Source organism: Halomonas sabkhae, assembly GCF_030409265.1.
Classification (GTDB): domain Bacteria; phylum Pseudomonadota; class Gammaproteobacteria; order Pseudomonadales; family Halomonadaceae; genus Halomonas; species Halomonas halmophila.
In genome coordinates, this window is record NZ_JAUFPM010000015.1 from 38,222 (window position 1) to 54,984 (window position 16,763).

At 66.0% G+C, this 16,763-nt stretch carries 14 protein-coding genes; 2 read left to right on the top strand and 12 right to left on the bottom strand.

Annotated features, from left to right (window positions below; all coding sequences use genetic code 11):
• Position 1: 1 nt before the first annotated feature.
• From QWY79_RS09355 to QWY79_RS09370, 4 genes are all read right to left on the bottom strand, one after another.
• The gene (locus tag QWY79_RS09355; RefSeq protein WP_141318745.1) at positions 2-211 is read right to left on the bottom strand and encodes a Trm112 family protein; all 210 of its coding nucleotides are present in this window, start codon (positions 209-211) and stop codon (positions 2-4) included.
• Positions 212-272: 61 nt separating this feature from the next.
• Positions 273-1,265, bottom strand: coding sequence for a tetraacyldisaccharide 4'-kinase (gene lpxK / locus QWY79_RS09360; RefSeq protein ID WP_290272100.1), 993 nt, complete (start codon positions 1,263-1,265; stop codon positions 273-275).
• Positions 1,262-2,968 carry a lipid A export permease/ATP-binding protein MsbA gene (msbA, locus tag QWY79_RS09365; RefSeq protein ID WP_290272543.1) on the bottom strand — a complete coding sequence of 569 codons (1,707 nt, stop codon included), beginning with the start codon at positions 2,966-2,968 and terminating at the stop codon, positions 1,262-1,264. The genes lpxK and msbA overlap by 4 nt, the downstream gene beginning before the upstream one ends.
• Positions 2,969-3,003: 35 nt before the next feature.
• The gene (locus QWY79_RS09370; protein ID WP_290272102.1) at positions 3,004-5,373 is read right to left on the bottom strand and encodes a DNA internalization-related competence protein ComEC/Rec2; all 2,370 of its coding nucleotides are present in this window, start codon (positions 5,371-5,373) and stop codon (positions 3,004-3,006) included.
• Positions 5,374-5,489: 116 nt separating this feature from the next.
• Here QWY79_RS09370 and QWY79_RS09375 point away from each other — a divergent pair, with 116 nt between their 5' ends.
• Positions 5,490-6,044: a DUF2062 domain-containing protein gene (locus tag QWY79_RS09375; protein WP_290272104.1), complete on the top strand. Its 555-nt coding sequence runs from the start codon at positions 5,490-5,492 to the stop codon at positions 6,042-6,044.
• A 10-nt stretch (positions 6,045-6,054) separates the two neighbouring features.
• On the opposite strand, the gene QWY79_RS09380 is transcribed toward QWY79_RS09375, so the two are convergent.
• The 6 genes from QWY79_RS09380 to QWY79_RS09405 form a co-directional block, all read right to left on the bottom strand.
• Positions 6,055-6,780 (bottom strand): ABC transporter ATP-binding protein, encoded by a 726-nt coding sequence (locus tag QWY79_RS09380; RefSeq protein WP_290272105.1) that lies wholly within the window; start codon positions 6,778-6,780, stop codon positions 6,055-6,057.
• Complete coding sequence (locus QWY79_RS09385; RefSeq protein WP_290272107.1) at positions 6,773-8,014, bottom strand: lipoprotein-releasing ABC transporter permease subunit; 1,242 nt, start codon at positions 8,012-8,014, stop codon at positions 6,773-6,775. The genes QWY79_RS09380 and QWY79_RS09385 overlap by 8 nt, the downstream gene beginning before the upstream one ends.
• Before the next feature lie 141 nt (positions 8,015-8,155).
• Entirely contained in the window at positions 8,156-9,103 is a 948-nt protein-coding gene (locus tag QWY79_RS09390; protein ID WP_290272545.1) for a Nudix family hydrolase, read from the bottom strand.
• Between the two features lie 99 nt (positions 9,104-9,202).
• Entirely contained in the window at positions 9,203-10,432 is a 1,230-nt protein-coding gene (gene argJ, locus QWY79_RS09395) for a bifunctional glutamate N-acetyltransferase/amino-acid acetyltransferase ArgJ (protein WP_290272109.1), read from the bottom strand.
• 199 nt (positions 10,433-10,631) lie between these two features.
• On the bottom strand, positions 10,632-13,358 hold the full coding sequence (secA, locus tag QWY79_RS09400) for a preprotein translocase subunit SecA (protein WP_290272111.1): 2,727 nt from the start codon (positions 13,356-13,358) through the stop codon (positions 10,632-10,634).
• A gap of 60 nt (positions 13,359-13,418) precedes the next feature.
• Positions 13,419-13,784: a hypothetical protein gene (locus QWY79_RS09405; protein ID WP_290272113.1), complete on the bottom strand. Its 366-nt coding sequence runs from the start codon at positions 13,782-13,784 to the stop codon at positions 13,419-13,421.
• 145 nt (positions 13,785-13,929) lie between these two features.
• Between QWY79_RS09405 and QWY79_RS09410 the strand changes: the two genes are divergently transcribed.
• Complete coding sequence (locus tag QWY79_RS09410; RefSeq protein WP_290272115.1) at positions 13,930-14,355, top strand: DUF721 domain-containing protein; 426 nt, start codon at positions 13,930-13,932, stop codon at positions 14,353-14,355.
• 180 nt (positions 14,356-14,535) lie between these two features.
• On the opposite strand, the gene lpxC is transcribed toward QWY79_RS09410, so the two are convergent.
• Positions 14,536-15,447: a UDP-3-O-acyl-N-acetylglucosamine deacetylase gene (gene lpxC / locus QWY79_RS09415; RefSeq protein ID WP_141318727.1), complete on the bottom strand. Its 912-nt coding sequence runs from the start codon at positions 15,445-15,447 to the stop codon at positions 14,536-14,538.
• A 112-nt stretch (positions 15,448-15,559) separates the two neighbouring features.
• Complete coding sequence (gene ftsZ / locus QWY79_RS09420; RefSeq protein WP_290272117.1) at positions 15,560-16,759, bottom strand: cell division protein FtsZ; 1,200 nt, start codon at positions 16,757-16,759, stop codon at positions 15,560-15,562.
• Between the last annotated feature and the right edge of the window lie 4 nt (positions 16,760-16,763).

Consider the following 16,763-nt stretch of genomic DNA (forward strand, 5'->3'; position numbering starts at 1 on the left):
CTCAGGCGTCATCCCGGCGTCCGTCAGACGGCGGCAGCTTTTCGTCGACATCCATGGCGCGTGCCTCATCGGGCAGCATGACCGGAATGCCGTCGCGCACCGGATAGGCCAGGCCGTCATACCGGCACAGCAGCTCGTCGGCCTCGCGGTCGTATTTCAGTTTGCCCTTGCACTGCGGGCACACCAGCATTGCCAGTAGTTCCTTGTCCATCGCGTCGCCTCCAGAGCAATTGCGGCCATTCTCGGGGATGGCACGGGGTTGGGTAACAGATTCAGCGCCTTGCCAGGCGAGCATTCAGCCAGGCGACGAAGGCCTTATCGGGCTCGGCCTCCACGTCCAGGCTCCAGGCATCCGTCGCCAGTTCGCGGCACTTGACCGCGTCCTTGGCCGTCATCACCAGGGGCCGCTGATCCGCGAAGGCCAGGTCGCCGGCCGTGAACCGGTGGTGATCGGCGAAGGCATGGGCCGAGAAGTCGACCCCCAGCGCCTCCAGGGTGGCGAAGAAGCGCGCCGGCCGGCCGATGCCCGCCAGGGCATGCACCGGCCCGGTGAACGGCAAGGGCTGCAGGGGCCGCCGCTGACCATCCGCCAGCGACCGCCAGGCCACGGGCCTGAGCGGCATGCCATGGCTCGCCACCGGCAATGGCTGGCGTGTCTCGCCGGTGACCAGCACCGCATCCACGCTGTTCAGGCGTTCGACGGGCTCGCGCAGCGGGCCGGCCGGCAGGCAACGGCCATTGCCCAGGCCGCGCTGCCCATCGACCACGACGATTTCCAGATCCCGCCCCAGGGCCAGGTGCTGCAGGCCGTCATCACTGAGCAGAATATCGCAACCGGCCTCCAGCAGGCGCCGGCCGCCGCGGGGGCGTTGCGGATCGACCACTACCGGGCAGCCGGTCTGGTCGGCCAGCATGCGCGGCTCGTCGCCGCTCTCGGTCACCCGGGTCTCGGGGGTCAGCAGCAGCGGATAATGCGCCGCCTGTCCGCCATACCCGCGGGACAGGATGCCCGGCGTCCAGCCCGCCTCCTTGAGGTGCCGCGCCAGCCAGGCCACCAGGGGCGACTTGCCGGTGCCGCCCAGGGTGATATTGCCCACCACGATCACCGGCGCCGGCGCCCGCCATGTCTCGCGACGGCCGTGTCGATAGGCCTGCGCCCGCTGCTGCACGACCCGCCGATACAGCCACTCCAGCGGACGCAGCAGCGCCAACCAGGCCTCGCCCCCGTAGGCGGCCTGCAGCCAGCGCTCGGCCAGTCGGTTCATGCCGGCGCGGCCTCACGGAACTGCAGCCGATGCAGGGCCGCATAGGCGCCGTCCCGAGCCATCAGCTCGGCATGACTGCCCTGCTCGACGATTTCGCCGGCTTCCATGACCAGGATACGGTCGGCCCGCTCGATGGTCGACAAACGATGGGCAATGACAAAGGTAGTCCGGCCACGGCAGACCTCTTCCAGCGCCGCCTGGATATAGCGCTCGGATTCGGTATCCAGTGCCGAGGTCGCCTCGTCCAGCACCAGCAGCGGTGAGTCCTTGTAGATGGCCCGCGCGATGGCCAGGCGCTGACGCTGTCCGCCGGACAGCATCACGCCGTTTTCGCCGACCACGGTGTCATAGCCATCGGCCAGTTTGGCGATGAACTCGTGCGCATGGGCGGCGCGTGCGGCCACCTCGATGGCAGCCGGGTCGGCCTCGTCCATCCCGTAGGCGATATTGTCGGCGATACTGGCGTTGAACAGCGTGACCTGCTGCGACACCAGGGCGATACAGCGCCGCAAGGGGGCCAGCTGATAGCTCTCCAGAGGCACTTCATCGAACAGGATGCGCCCCCGGGTGGGATAATAGAAGCGCGGCAGGAGCCCCATCAGGGTCGACTTGCCACTGCCCGAGCGACCGACGATGGCAACCATTTCACCGGCGGCGACCTCGAGATCGATGCCCTTGAGCACCTCAGGCTGATCCTCGCCGTAGGCGAAGTGCACTCCTTCGAAGCGCACACGCCCTTCGAGGCGTCCGGGCAGTCGCTCGCCGTCATCCTTCTCGGCGGGCTCCTCGAGCAGGCCAAACAGCTCGCCCGCCGCGGCAATGCCCTTCTGCACGGTGGCATTGATCTCGGTCAGCTGACGCACGGGCTTGGCCATCAAGGAGGCCGCCGTGATGAAGGCCACGAACTCACCCGGCGTCATGTCGGCCATCAGGGCCGGTGACATGGCAAGCCACACCAGGCCGGCCAGGGCCAGCGCCACCAGCAGCTGGATGACCGGCGTGCTGGTGGCCTTGGTCAGGGCCTCTTTCATGCTCTGCTGGCGATTGGCTTCGCTGGCCTCGGCGAAGCGCGCCTTTTCGTAGGGTTCCGCGCCATGCGTTCGCACCACACGGTAGCCGGACAGTGCCTCGGAGGCCACATGGGTGACATCGCCCATGGAGCGCTGAATGCGCTGGGAAATTCGCCGAAAGCGCTTGCTGGCATAACTGACCACGCCACCGATCAGCGGTGTGACCGCCAGAAACAGCAGGGTCAGCATCCAGTTGGTCCACATCAGGTAGGCCACCAGGCCGATGACGAAGAAGCCTTCCCGCAACAGGATGGTGATCGCCTTGGTGGCCGCCCCGGTCACCTGCTCCACGTGGTAGGTGACCCGCGAGATCAGGTGCCCGGAAGAATGCGCGTCGAAGAAGCGTCCCGGCAGATGCAGCATGTGGTTGAAGACATCACAGCGCAGGGCATGGACCAGGTTGCGCGCCACATTGGTCATGTAATAGGTGCCGAGAAAGGTACCCAGGCCGCGAAAGGCGAACATGCCGACGACGAACAGCGGCAACCACATGCGGAACGCCGCATCGGGGTTCTGGATACCATCGATCAGGCGCTTCATCATCTCGGCCAGTGCCGTGCTGGAAGCCGCATACAGGATGTAGCCGACGACCGCCAGGGAGAAGGCCCGCCAGTGCGGCCTGACATAGCCCATCAGACGCTTGTAGAGAGTCCAGCCGGAGTATTCGATCACGGTGTCTCCGCTCGGGTGGATAGGGGCACGGATAAAGCCGGCGTCACTGGAGTGGATTCTAACGCAAGGCAGTCGTGCCCGACACCGCTGCGCCACCGGGGCCAGGACATGGCAGGCCCGGGCGCACGCGGCGAACCGCGGGCGGCAGCGATACGTGGTGGACCGGATCCCCCCAGTTCGAGCGTCAGGGCGCCATCCTGAGCCGTGTTCCACTGACAGCTGCCGACGCGCCGAAAACGCCGGACCACGGACGCCGCCGGATGCTCGAAACGCCCGTCCAGAGCCGCACTGTAGATGACGACCCCGGGCCGCAACGCCTCGACCAGGGCCGGCCCCGAGCTGGTACGGCTGCCATGATGGCCCGCCACCAGCACGGCGATGCCCCCTTCCAGCTGACGCAGGAAGCTGCGCTCCACGCGGCGGCCGACATCCCCGGGGATCAACAGTCGATGAGACCCGACGCTGACCAGCAGCACGCAGGAGCGATCATTCTTCGACATGCCGCGCAAGCTGGCCGGCGGCCACAGCAGGCGAAACTCGACGCCATCGCGCCGCCAGGCCTGTCCGGCATGGCATGCCCGAAAGCGCACCGGCAGATCGGCCTCGGCGGGGGCCAGGTAGCGTGCGACCGCATGGTCTTTCTCGAGAGCCTGCAGGCCGCCGGCGTGATCCCGGTCGCCGTGGCTGACCAGCACATCATCGACATGCTGGCCGGGCGGCCAGAGCGTCTCGAGGGGCATGAAGCCGGAGCCGAAACGTGGCCCGGTGTCCACCAGCAGGCGGTAGCCCGCGGTGCGCAATTCCACCAGTTGCCCCTGGCCGACATCATGCACGCGCATCCAGAGTCGCTCGGGGGGCAAGCGGCGCTCCTCGGGCCAGACGATGCCGAGGCACAGCAGCACACTCGCCAGGGCTCGCCAGCGCCGATCCACACCCGGCAAGGCCCAGACCAGGCCGATGAGTCCCAGCCCCAGTGCCAGTGGCCAACGCCGCGGCGCCGACGGCTCATGCACCGGCAGAATCGTGACACTCGCTTCCAGCAGACCGGCGAGCGCCTCGCTGAGCATCGCGAAACCTGCCCAGCAGGCCGCCGCGAGCGGCGGTGCCCAGGCCAGCAACCAGCCGGCCAGGCCCAGCGGCACCATCAGGCTGCTGACCAGCGGCACCGCCACCAGGTTGATCAAGGGGGCGGCCGGGGCCAGCCGTCCGAAGGCCAGCAGGACGGCCGCCGCCATGACCGGCGCCAGCAGCCACTGGGTACGCAACAGGGCCAGGCACCAGCCCTTCACCCCGCGCGGCCTGGCCCGCCCCTGCCAGATCAGGATCAACAGCGCCACGGCCACAAAGGAGAGCCAGAGTCCGGGGCGCCAGGCGGCCAGCGGATCGAGCAGCAGAATGATCGCCAGCGCCAGCCACCAGGCCTGCCAGGGGCCCGGTGCATGGCGGCCACTGGCGACCCACAGGCCGATCAGGGCCATGACCAGTGCCCGCAGGGCGGGAGCCTCGAGGCCGGCCAGCAGCGCATAGGCAGTCGCCGCCACACCGGCCGACCACCATGGCCAGATCGCCATGCGCCAGTGGCCGGGACTCAGCCCACGCGCCAGTCCGCGGCACAGGATCAACACGAAGGTCGCCACCAGGCCGATATGCAGGCCGGAAATGACCACCAGGTGCGTGGTGCCGGTGGCATTGAGCAGTTCCCAGTCGGCCCGGGTCAGCTGGCGTTCGTCGCCCAGCGTCAGGGCCGCCAGCCAGCGCGCCGGGCGCGCTTCCAGGTCAGCATCCGCCAGATGCGCCAAAGCCAGCTTGTGCAGTGAGAAGGGAGCCGCGACCAGCCGCCGGGGCCCCGGCGACGAGCGCAGATAGCCCGTGGCCTGAAAGCCTTCCCGCCACAGCCAGCCGCGATAATCGAAACTGCCGGGGTTGGCGAACCCCGAGGGCGGCCGCAACCGCGCCGTGAGTCGCCAGCGTTCACCGGCCTCGAACGTCGGACCGCGATACACGCTCAGGCGCAGACGCGACAGCCGTGCGCAGGACGGCAGGCCTTTGCTCAGCGGTCGACAATCCGCGACCCTCAGATCCAGACGTGTCATCCCCGCCTGACGCGAGACCGCCGTCACCTCGGCCTCGAGCCGGACATCCTGGCGACTCAGCCCCGGCGCCAGTTCCCCGCCGATCAGCGACAGGACGCGCACCGCGACCACCAGCACCAGCCCGACCAGCAACGCCTCGCGCCAGCGGCGCTGCATCAGGCACCCCAGACCGAGGGCAGCAATCAGCTGCAGCACGCTCGCACTGGCCAGGGCGCCACTCAGAATGCCCGCCAGCGTCGCCAGCGCCACGGGCAAGGCCCACCCCTGTCGCATTCCATCATCCATGACACGCGTGATCCCGATGCCTCGTGCCGCCCGCGGGACGCCATGGCGAGGCATACGCCTTGTATGGATAATAGACGTTGTTTCGAATCCGCGAGCCTACCGACATGCCGCGCCGACTCCTGCAGCGCTATCTACCCCATCCCGAGACGCTCAGGCGCCAACGCTCTCTGCGCTTCATGAGTCACTGGATCGGCAACCCGGCCCTCTGGGTGCTGTCGCGACGCAGCGTGGCCAATGCCTTCCTGGTCGGCCTGTTCTGCGCCCTGCTGCCGATCCCCTTCCAGATGGCCTCGGCCGCTCTGGGCGCCTGGGCACTGCGTGCCAACCTGCCGTTATCGGTCGCCCTGGTATGGATCACCAACCCATTGACCATGCCGCTCATCTTCTATGCCAATTATCGGCTGGGGGCCTGGCTGCTGGATGCACCGGCGCGACAGGCTCCGGACGGCCTGTCGACGCGCTGGATCGCCGATCAGATGCTGGACATCCTGCCGGCACTGGCGCTCGGCTCCCTGGTCGCCGCGGTCGTCTGCGGGCTAACCGGCAGTCTGGTCATCCGGCTGCTGTGGCGCTGGCAGGTAGTGCGCAGCTGGAGGCGCCGCGCCGCCCGGCGGCGGCACAAGCGTCGCGGGGGCCCGCCGGAGATTGGCGAGCCCTGAGAGAGATGTGTCAGTCGCCGGCCGCCTGATCGGTCAAGCGTCCGCCATCCAGACGCAGGACGCGGTCCTGGTGCGCGGCGAGGCCGGGGTCATGGGTGACGATAATGAAGGCACAGGCCGCCGAGGCAGACAGCTCGTCCATCAGCGCCAGGATGCTGGCCGCCGTGGTCTGGTCGAGATTGCCGGTCGGCTCGTCCATCAGCACCAGGCTCGGGTCGGTGACCAGCGCGCGGGCGATGGCCACGCGCTGACGCTCGCCCCCGGACAACTCCCCCGGCTTGTGGTCGGCCCGCTCACGCATGCCGACGCGTTCGAGAATCTGCATGGCACGCTGCTCGGCATCACGCTTGCGTTGGCCGCGCACGATCAGCGGCAAGGCGGCGTTCTCGATGGCCGTGAATTCGGCCAGCAGATGGTGGAACTGGTAGACGAAGCCGATGTGCTGATTGCGAAAGCGCCCCAGGGCGGCATCGCCCATGCGGTGCAGCACCTCGCCCGCAACCCGCACCTCGCCGTGACTGGGGCGGTCCAGTCCTCCCAGCAGGTTGAGCAGGGTCGTCTTGCCGGAGCCCGAGCTGCCGACCACCGCCACCCGCTCGCCGGCCCGCACGCTGAGCTCCAGCGAGTCGAGCACCGTCAGATCATGCGGGCCCTCGCGGTAGGTGCGCGTCAGCTCTCGGCACTCGAGCATCACCTCGCCCGCCGCTGCAGCGGACTTGATCGCCGGATCATTCATAGCGTAGTACCTCCGCGGGTTGAACCTTGGCGGCACGCCAGGCCGGGTATAGCGTCGACAGGAAGGTCAGCACGAAGGCCGCCAGCACGATAGTGCCCACATCGGACCAGAGCAGCTGGGACGGCAGGTCACTGATGAAGTAGACGCCGGCATCCAGGAAGTGAATCCCCAGGGTCGACTCGACGAAGGCGATGAGGTCCGACACCGTCAATGCCAGCAGCACGCCTAGCCCGACCCCGATGAGGATGCCGATGATGCCGATGGTCAGCCCCTGAACCATGAAGATTCCCATGATGGAGCGAGGCGTGGCGCCGATGGTGCGCAGTATGGCGATGTCGGCGTGCTTGTCGGTGACCACCATGACCAGGGTCGAGACGATATTGAAGGCGGCCACCGCCACGATCACGGTCAACAGCAGGCCGATCATGCGCTTCTCCATCTGGATGGCCTGAAAGAGATTGCCGCGGGAGTAGGTCCAGTCCAGGCCGCGATAGCCGGCCCCCAGCTCATCGACGATGGACTGGGTCACGCTGCCGGCCTTGAACAGGTCGTCCAGTTCCAGACGCAGGCCACCCACGGCATCGCCCATGCGCGCCAGGGTCTGCATGTCCTCGATATTGGCATAGGCCAGGTTGGCATCCAGGTCGGCACCGACACTGAACAGGCCGCTGACGGTGAAGCGCTTGAGCCGCGGAAAGACACCGGCCGGCGTGATCGATGCCTCGGGCACCAGCAGGGTCACGCTGTCGCCCACGCCGACCCCCAGCTGGCGAGCCAGCGCCGAGCCCAGCACGACGTTCCATTCACCGGGCGTCAGGTCATCGAGGCTGCCCTGCGTCATGTGGTCATCGACGATGGATACCCGGCGCTCCCAGTCGGGCTTGATGCCGTTGACCATGGCGCCCTGGTTGCGACCGTCCACGGCGAACATCCCCTGCTGCTGGATATAGGGGGCCGCCCCGACGACATGTTCGCGCTCGGTCAGGCGCTCGGCCAGGGACTGCCACTCGGTCATGCCGGCGGGTTTCTCGATCTGGGTATGCGGGACCATGCCCAGAATGCGGGTTCGCAGCTCGCGGTCGAAGCCGTTCATCACCGAGAGCACCAGAATCAGCACCGCCACGCCCAGGGTCAGGCCCAGCATGGAGGTCAGCGAGATGAAGGAAATGAAGTGGTTGCGTCGCTTGGCACGCACATAACGCAACCCGAGCAATAGTGGCAGACGATCCAGCATATCAGCGTTCCTTGTCGGCGGGCGCTCATGGTAAGACGTTTCGGGGCTGGCTGTATCGCCCGCCCCGAACATTTGCGCTTTCCTTGCATGATCGGCCGCCCGGCGGGATTCCACGCCGTGCCGCCTGGTCCGCGCCCCGGCCTAGCGCCAGAAGTCGCGGATGGAGGCGATGCCCTGCGCACCCACGGCACGCGCATGGTTGGCATCATGGCGAGTCATGCCGCCGAGGGCGAAGACCGGCATGCCGGCATGCTCGACGAGACGCTGGAAGTCGTGCCAGCCGATCGGCGCCACCTCGGGGTGCGAGGGGGTCGTGCGCAACGGCGACAGGGTGACGAAGTCACAGCCGATGCGCTGGGCCTGCACCAGCTGCCCATGGTCATGCGTCGAGGCCGCCAGCCACTTGTCGTCACCCACGGGCCGACGCTCCAGGCTCATCAGGCGCTGGCTGGTCAGGTGAATGCCATCGGCGTCGACCCGCTCCAGCAAATGTGGCTCGCCATTGAGCATCAGCCGCGCCTCGTAGCGCCGACACAGGGCCAGGGCCTTTTCGGCACGGCGGACATAGGCATCGTCATCCAGGTTCTTGGCGCGCAGCTGAACCAGGCGCACCCTGTCCTCGCGCATGGCGCGTTCCAGACGCTCCAGGAAGACGTCGTCATCGTCCTCGTCGGCACTGATCAGGTACTCGCTCGGCAGCATGACGGCGCGCAGGATCGGCAGATTGGCCGCCGGGAACGGATAGCCATGCAGTTCCTGCATGGGCACCCAGCGCACCGCCTGACCTTCACGCCCGAAGGGCTCGCCGGCAAAGTCATGTACCTGCCAGACATCCAGCAGCACGTGCTTGTCGGCGTACTCGTGATGGATACGAATCAGCGGCTGAGCACGGCGGATCTCCACGCCCAGTTCTTCGTGCAGTTCACGCTTCAGGGCCTCGAGGCCGGTCTCGTAAGGTGCCAGCTTGCCGCCGGGAAACTCCCAGAGACCGCCCTGATCCACATTGGAGGGGCGCCGGGCCAGCAGCACTTGACGACCATCGGCGCTGATGATGGCGGCAGCCGCCACATGCACCCTTCTTTTCACCATTGCGTTCATTCACCTATCCAACGTTGCCACCTGGCTCGGTGGGGATTGCTATGGGGCTTTCGACTATCAGCCGGCCCGGCGTGCATGCGGCCGGGTCACTCAGGTGCGATAGTCGGCGTTGATGGCGACGTACTCGCGAGTCAGGTCCGTGGTCCACACGGTGGCCCCGCGCTGGCCGCGAGCCAGGTCGATGCGGATCCCGATCTCTTCCTGGGCCATCACCTCACTGCCGGCTTCCTCGGTGTAACCCGGCGCACGCCCGCCCTGCTCGACCAGTCGGACACTGCCCAGGTCGATGGTCACCCGCGAGACATCGAAGTCTGCCACCGGAGCACGGCCCACGGCGGCGAGAATGCGACCCCAGTTGGCGTCGCTGGCCGCCAGGGCCGTCTTGACCAGCGGCGAATGCGCCACCGTGAAGGCCACATCCAGCGCTTCGTCACGGCTCACGGCGCCATCCACCTGCAGCGTGACGAACTTGGTCGCGCCTTCGCCATCCCGCACGATGGCCTGGGCGAGTTCGTTCATGACGCGCTGAAGTCCCTCGCGGAAGGCGGCCAGACGCTGCGTATCCCGGACCGCCGCGCCACGTCCCGTGGCAATCAGCATGCAGGCATCATTGGTGGAGGTATCACCATCCACGGTAATGCAGTTGAACGAGTGGTCCACGGCCTCGCGCAGCACCTCGTCGAGTACCGCCGGCGCAATATCGGCGTCCGTGGCCACGAAGCCGAGCATGGTGGCCATGTTCGGCTTGATCATCCCCGAACCCTTGCTGATGCCATTGATGGTGACCGTCTCGTCGCCCATCGGTAGCGTCACGCTGGCACCCTTGGCCCGGGTGTCGGTGGTCAGGATACCTTCGCCGGCCGCCTGCCAGCCCCGGGGGCCATCATCCAGGCCACGCAGTGCCTCGGGCAACCCGGCCAGCAGGCGGCCCATCGGCAGCGCTTCGCCGATCACACCGGTGGAAAACGGCAACACCGAGGTTTCATCGACCTCCACCAGGCCGGCCAGCTCGGCACAGGTGGCGCGGGCATCGCGCATCCCGACATCACCCGTGCCGGCATTGGCGTTGCCGGTGTTGATCACCAGGTAGCGCGGCGCGCTACCTCGGGTGGCACATGCCTGCAGATGCTCCCTGGCGACCGTCACCGGCGCCGCGCAAAAGGCATTCTGCGTGAAGGTGCCGGCCACCGCGCCGCCTTCGGGTACCTCGATCACCACCAGGTCCCGCCGGTTGGCGGTCTTGATGCCCGACATCGCCGTGCCGAGCCGAAGCCCCTCGATACGGGGCATGTCCGGGAAATACGCCTCCCCCACTGCCATGCTCAGGCCTCCTCATGTTCTGGTCAGCTGCGCGTTGTGAGCTACGGGCTTCGAGTTGCGAGTTGCGAGTTGCGAGCTACGGGCTTCGAGCTTCGAGCTTCGAGCTTCGAGCTTCGAGTGTCGACAATGGTATCTCGCCTCTCGCCTCTCGCCTCTCGCCTCTCGCCTCTCGCCTCTCGCCTCTTGCCTCTCGCGAAAGTTAACTCAACTTGCCGCAGCACTGCTTGAACTTCTTCCCCGATCCGCAGGGACAGGGGTCATTGCGGCCGACCTTGGGGCCCTCGCGACGTGCCGGACGCGCGTCTTCGGCGGTCTCGGTGCCGGCGGTGGCGGCTTCCTCGGCGTCGTCCGCCTCGTCACGCCGACTGGCGGCCGCGGCCTGCTCACGCTCCAGGGCCTCGCGACGCTGGCGTTCCAGCTCCTCGACTTCCTCGGGCTGGCGCACCTTGACGTGGCTGAGAATCCGCGTGACGTCGGACTTGATGTTGGTGAGCAGCAGCTGGAAGAGCTCGAAGGCCTCGCGCTTGTACTCCTGCTTGGGGTTCTTCTGCGCATAGCCACGCAGGTGAATGCCCCGCCGCAGGTGGTCCATGGACTGCAGATGTTCCTTCCAGCGCGTGTCCAGCACCTGCAGCATGACCTGCTTCTCGAAGCGCCGCATCAGCTCGGGGCCGGCAACCTCGATCTTCTCTTCATAGGCCTCGCGATGCATGGTATGCAGACGCTCGCGGAGCTGCTCCTCGTTGAGCCGCTCGTCGTTGTCCGACCACTCGACGACCGGTGCATCCAGGTTGAACTCGTTCTTGAGATGGTCCTGGAGACCGGGGAGATCCCACTGCTCCGGCAGACTCTGGGGCGGCACGAAGCTGCTGATGGCCTCTTCCAGCACCTCCTCGCGAATGCCCGTGACATTGTCGGAGACATCGTCCGCCCCGAGAATGTCGTTACGCTGCTCGTAGATCACGCTGCGCTGGTCGTTGGCCACATCGTCGTACTCGAGCAGCTGCTTGCGGACATCGAAGTTGCGTCCCTCGACCTTTTTCTGGGCCCTTTCGACGGCGTTGGACACCATCTTGTGCTCGATGGCCTCGCCCTTCTCCAGGCCCATGGCCTGCATCATGCGCTGTACCCGATCTGACCCGAAGAGGCGCATGAGGCTGTCTTCCAGCGACAGGAAGAAGCGCGTGGAACCCGGGTCACCCTGGCGCCCCGAACGGCCACGCAGCTGGTTGTCGATGCGCCGCGATTCGTGGCGCTCGGAGCCGATGACGTGCAACCCGCCGGCTTCCAGAACGGCATCATGGCGTTGCTGCCATTCGGCCTTGAGGCGCTCGATCTGCGACGCGTCGGGCGCTTCCAGCTTGGCCGCCTCGGCTTCCCAGTTGCCGCCGAGCACGATGTCGGTACCACGCCCAGCCATATTGGTGGCGATGGTGATGGCCCCGGGGCGACCCGCCTGGGCGATCACCTCGGCCTCGCTCTGGTGCTGCTTGGCATTGAGCACATTGAAGTCGAGCTGCGCCCGGGTCATCAGTTCGGCCAGGTACTCGGAGGTGTCGATGGAAGCGGTACCCACCAGCACCGGACGACCCTGAGCGGTCTGCTCCTTGACGTCCTCGATGATGGCGTCGAACTTTTCCTCGGCGCTCAGGTAGACCAGATCATTGTGATCCTGGCGGATCAGCGGACGGTTGGTGGGTATGACCACGACATCGAGGCCGTAGATCTGGCGAAATTCGAACGCCTCGGTGTCCGCCGTCCCGGTCATGCCGGACAGCTTGTCGTAGAGGCGGAAATAGTTCTGGAAGGTGGTCGAGGCCAGTGTCTGGCTCTCGCGCTGTACCGTGACACCTTCCTTGGCTTCCACCGCCTGGTGAAGCCCTTCCGACCAGCGCCGACCGGGCATGCTGCGACCGGTGTGCTCGTCGACGATCACCACCTGACCGTCATCGATGATGTAATCGACATCGCGATGGTACAGATGGCGGGCCCGCAGTGCCGAATGCATGTGCTGCAGCAGATTGAGGTTCTGCGCGGCATAGAGCGAGTCCTCGGCCCCCAGCAGGCCTTCCTCGCGCATCACTTCCTCGACGCGATGGTGGCCCCCTTCGGTCAATTCCACCTGCTTCTGCTTCTCGTCCAGGGTGAAGTCACCGCTGTCCGGGTCTTCCTCGTCGCTACAGGGGGTCAGGCTGGTGGCCAGACGGTCGACCACCCGGTAGAGCTCGGTATTCTCGTCCACGGCACCGGAGATGATCAGCGGCGTGCGCGCCTCGTCGATCAGGATCGAGTCGACCTCGTCGACAATCGCGAAGTGCAGATCACGCTGGACCTTGTCCTCCAGCGAGAAGGCCATGTTGTCGCGCAGGTAATCGAAGCCGAACTCGTTGTTGGTGCCGTAGGTGATATCGCAGCCGTAGGCCTGGCGCTTCTGTTCCGGGCTCTGGCCGGCATAGATGGTGCCCACGCTGAGTCCCATGGCCTCGTAGAGCGGACGCATCCAGTCGGCATCACGGCAGGCCAGATAGTCGTTGACGGTAACGACATGCACGCCCCGCGCCGGCAGCGCATTGAGATAGACGGCCAGGGTGGCCACCAGCGTCTTGCCCTCACCGGTCTTCATCTCGGCGATATGGCCATTGTGCAGGGTGATACCACCGACCATCTGAACATCGAAATGGCGCATGCCCATGAACCGCTTGCTCGCCTCGCGTACCGTGGCGAAGGCCTCGGGAAGCAAGGCGTCGAGAGTCTCGCCGTTGTCCAGGCGTTCACGGAAGCTTGCAGTGCGCGCCTTGAGGGTCGCGTCATCGAGCCCCTCGTATTCTGTCTCCAGCGCGGTGATGCGCGTCACCATGCGGTTCATGCGCTTGACTTCGCGGTCGTTCTTGGAGCCGACGACCTTGCGTAGCAAATTATTGATCATGAAGGGTCCTGTCACAGCATATGGCATTCGGCCGCCGTTCGGGGGCGACCGCTGAATCACTCAGGAAGGTGACAGTGCTGGTGGGCCACGCCGGGTCAGGACATCATGCGCCGCCACGGCACGCAGCGGCAGGCAGCGTCTTGCCGGTAAGGGCCGCGCGGTGTCGCGGAGGTGTTTCCGCTGTCGGGCCGGCCAGCGGCAACGCGAGCGGCGCCGCGCCTGGAGTTGGGAACTGGCCCGTATCAGTGCCGGCGCCAGAATGCACATCTGCACGACGCGCTCGACAGGCCGCCATTCTGCCTGGGCCAGCCCGGCGGGCAGCAGGCAGCCCACCAGCAGGCCGGCCAGCCACCATCGCGCCGGCGCCCCGCGCGAACGCCGCGATGACACTGCTGGGCTCTGGCTATCGACTCCAAGCGTCGCCATGCTGTCGAGGAACTCCCGTGCGTGCTAGGCTCAGGCCTGTCAATTGAGCGCCGACAAGCGGCGCGGCGATCATCCACCCCGTACAGGGTTTGTCCCGAGAATCAAGCTGATGAGTATAAAGGTTAAGCGGTTCCGAGCCCAGCCCATGTCGAGGCTCCTGGAAGGCAAAGGCGAGCTGGGCACGCTGATGCGCACCGCACGACTCATCGAGCAGGCCCAGGAACACCTGAGAAGCCAGTTATCCGGCGAACTGGGCGAGCACCTGTTCGTCGGCGGCTTCGAGAACGGCCGCCTGACGCTGATCACCGATAGTGCCGCCTGGCTGACCCGCCTGCGCTACGAGCAGCCGCGCTTGTTGAAACGCCTTCACGAACTGCAGGGCTTCGAGGCGGTGACCGGCTTCGATCTCAAGGTACGCCCGGTGCGCCCGCCCAAGGCGCCGCTGCGCCAGACACGCCAGCTACCCGCCAGCGCCGCCGACGAAATCTCCAGCTGTGCCGAAGAAGTCGACAACCCGCGTCTCAAGCAGGCGCTGGAACGCCTCGCCTCCCACGCCGAGCGTAAGCCGTAAGCTCGAAGCTCGAAGCTCGAAGCTCGAAGCTCGAAGCTCGAAGCTCGAAGCTCGAAGCCAGCATGACCCACCTGACATGCAACAACCCCGCCAGGGCTACCAGCGGGGTCGTGATGGATCCAGCATGCAACCGCCAGGCGGCCCGTCAATTGACGGCGGACAACCTGAGCGCTGCCGGGTTCAGGCCATGGCCGGCGCGGCGTAGGAAATCGGCGCCGCTTGCGCCTCATCCTCGAAGGTCACCAGCTCCCAGGCCTGGGGGTTGTCGATCAGGGCGCGACACAGCTGGTTGTTGAGGGCATGCCCGGATTTTACCCCGCGGAACTCGCCGATCAGGCTGTGCCCCAGCTGGTAGAGGTCACCGATGGCATCCAGCACCTTGTGCTTGACAAACTCGTCGTTATAGCGGAGCCCGCCCTCGTTCACGATGCGGTAGTCATCGACCACGATGGCATTGTCCAGGCTGCCGCCCAGTGCCAGGTTGTTCGAGCGCAGGTACTCCAGGTCGCGCATGAAGCCGAAGGTCCTGGCGCGCGAGACTTCCTTGACGAAGGAGGTGGTCGAGAAGTCGACCGATGCCGTCTGCTTCTGATCCTCGAAGACCGGATGCTCGAAGTCGATGGCGAAGGATACCTTGAAGCCCTGGTGCGGGAGGAAGATGGCTTCCTTGTCACCGTCACGCACCACGACCTCGCGCTTGATGCGGATGAACTGCTTGGGCGCCTGCTGCTCGGCAATGCCGGCCGACTGAATGAGGAACACGAAGGGGCCGGCACTGCCGTCCATGATCGGAACTTCGGGAGCACTGACATCGACATAGGCATTGTCGATGCCCAGCCCGGCCAGAGCCGACATCAGGTGCTCGACAGTGGCCACCTTGACACCATCGCGAGACAGGGCAGTACACAGGGTGGTGTCGGTGACGTTCTCGGCACGCGCCGGAATCTGGACTTCCGGCTCCAGGTCGGTGCGCACAAAAATGATGCCGGTGTCGACGGGTGCCGGGCGCAGGGTCAGATAGACCTTTTTACCCGAATGCAGGCCGACGCCGGTGGCGCGAATGACATTCTTGAGCGTTCGTTGTCGGATCATGGGCGTTCGCCAGGCAGTCGTTGATTATCAAACACCGTTCACTATAGCACCGAACGAGCGTTTTAACAAAAATATCACCCTCAACCACTGCCTATCATCGGCATTGCGCGGATCAATCAGCCTGACGACGCAAGAAGGCCGGGATATCGAGATAGTCATCGAGCTCCTGGGACTTGCGGCTGTCCGGCTGCGCACGCTGCGACTCCTGGGGCTCGGGCTTGGAAGCGGCGGCCGTGCGGCCCTGCTGGCCCTGGGAGCGGCTGGCGGCAGCCTGCTGACGAATGGCGGCCGCATCGTTGCGACGTGCCGTCGGCTTCTCGCGGCTGGTCGTGGTCGCCGAAGGCGCCTGACGCTGACCATCCAGGCCGGCGGCCACGACGGTCACGCGCAACTCGTCGCTCATCTCCATGTCGATCGAGGTACCAACGACGATGGTGGCATCCTGGGAGGCGAACTCCTGAACGGTGGCACCCACGTCGTTGAACTCGCCGATGGACAGGTCCGGACCGGCCGTGATGTTGACCAGGATGCCGCGCGCACCATGCAGGTCGATATCCTCGAGCAACGGACTGCGGATCGCCTTCTCGGCCGCCTCGCGGGCCCGACTCTCGCCGGTCGCCCCGCCGGTACCCATCATCGCCATGCCCATCTCCGACATCACGGTGCGTACGTCGGCAAAGTCGACGTTGATGATGCCCGGGCTGGTGATCAGTTCGGCGATACCCTGAACGGCTCCCAGCAGCACATCATTGGCGGCACTGAAGGCCGACAACAGGCTGGCGCTCTTGCCGAGCACCGAGAGCAGTTTCTCGTTGGGAATGGTGATCAGCGAGTCGACATGCTCGGAAAGCTCCTTCATGCCCTCTTCCGCGGCACGCATCCGCTTGGGGCCCTCGAAGGGGAAGGGTCGCGTGACCACGGCCACGGTCAGGATACCCAGCTCCTTGGCCACCTGTGCCACGACGGGCGCACCACCTGTGCCGGTACCACCGCCCATGCCGGCCGTGATGAAGACCATGTCGGCACCACTCAACAGCTCGGCAATGCGTTCGCGATCTTCCATGGCCGCATTGCGGCCGACTTCCGGGTTGGCGCCAGCCCCCAGTCCCTTGGTGATTTCGCTACCCAACTGAAGGACAGTCTTGGCCGAGACGCTCTTGAGCGCCTGCGCATCGGTGTTGGCGCAGATGAATTCGACGCCCTCGATGCTGCTCTCGACCATGTGGTTGACGGCGTTACCACCGCCGCCACCGACACCTACTACCTTGATAACCGCACTGCTAGAAGGTGCGCTATCGACAAGTTCGAACATTTGC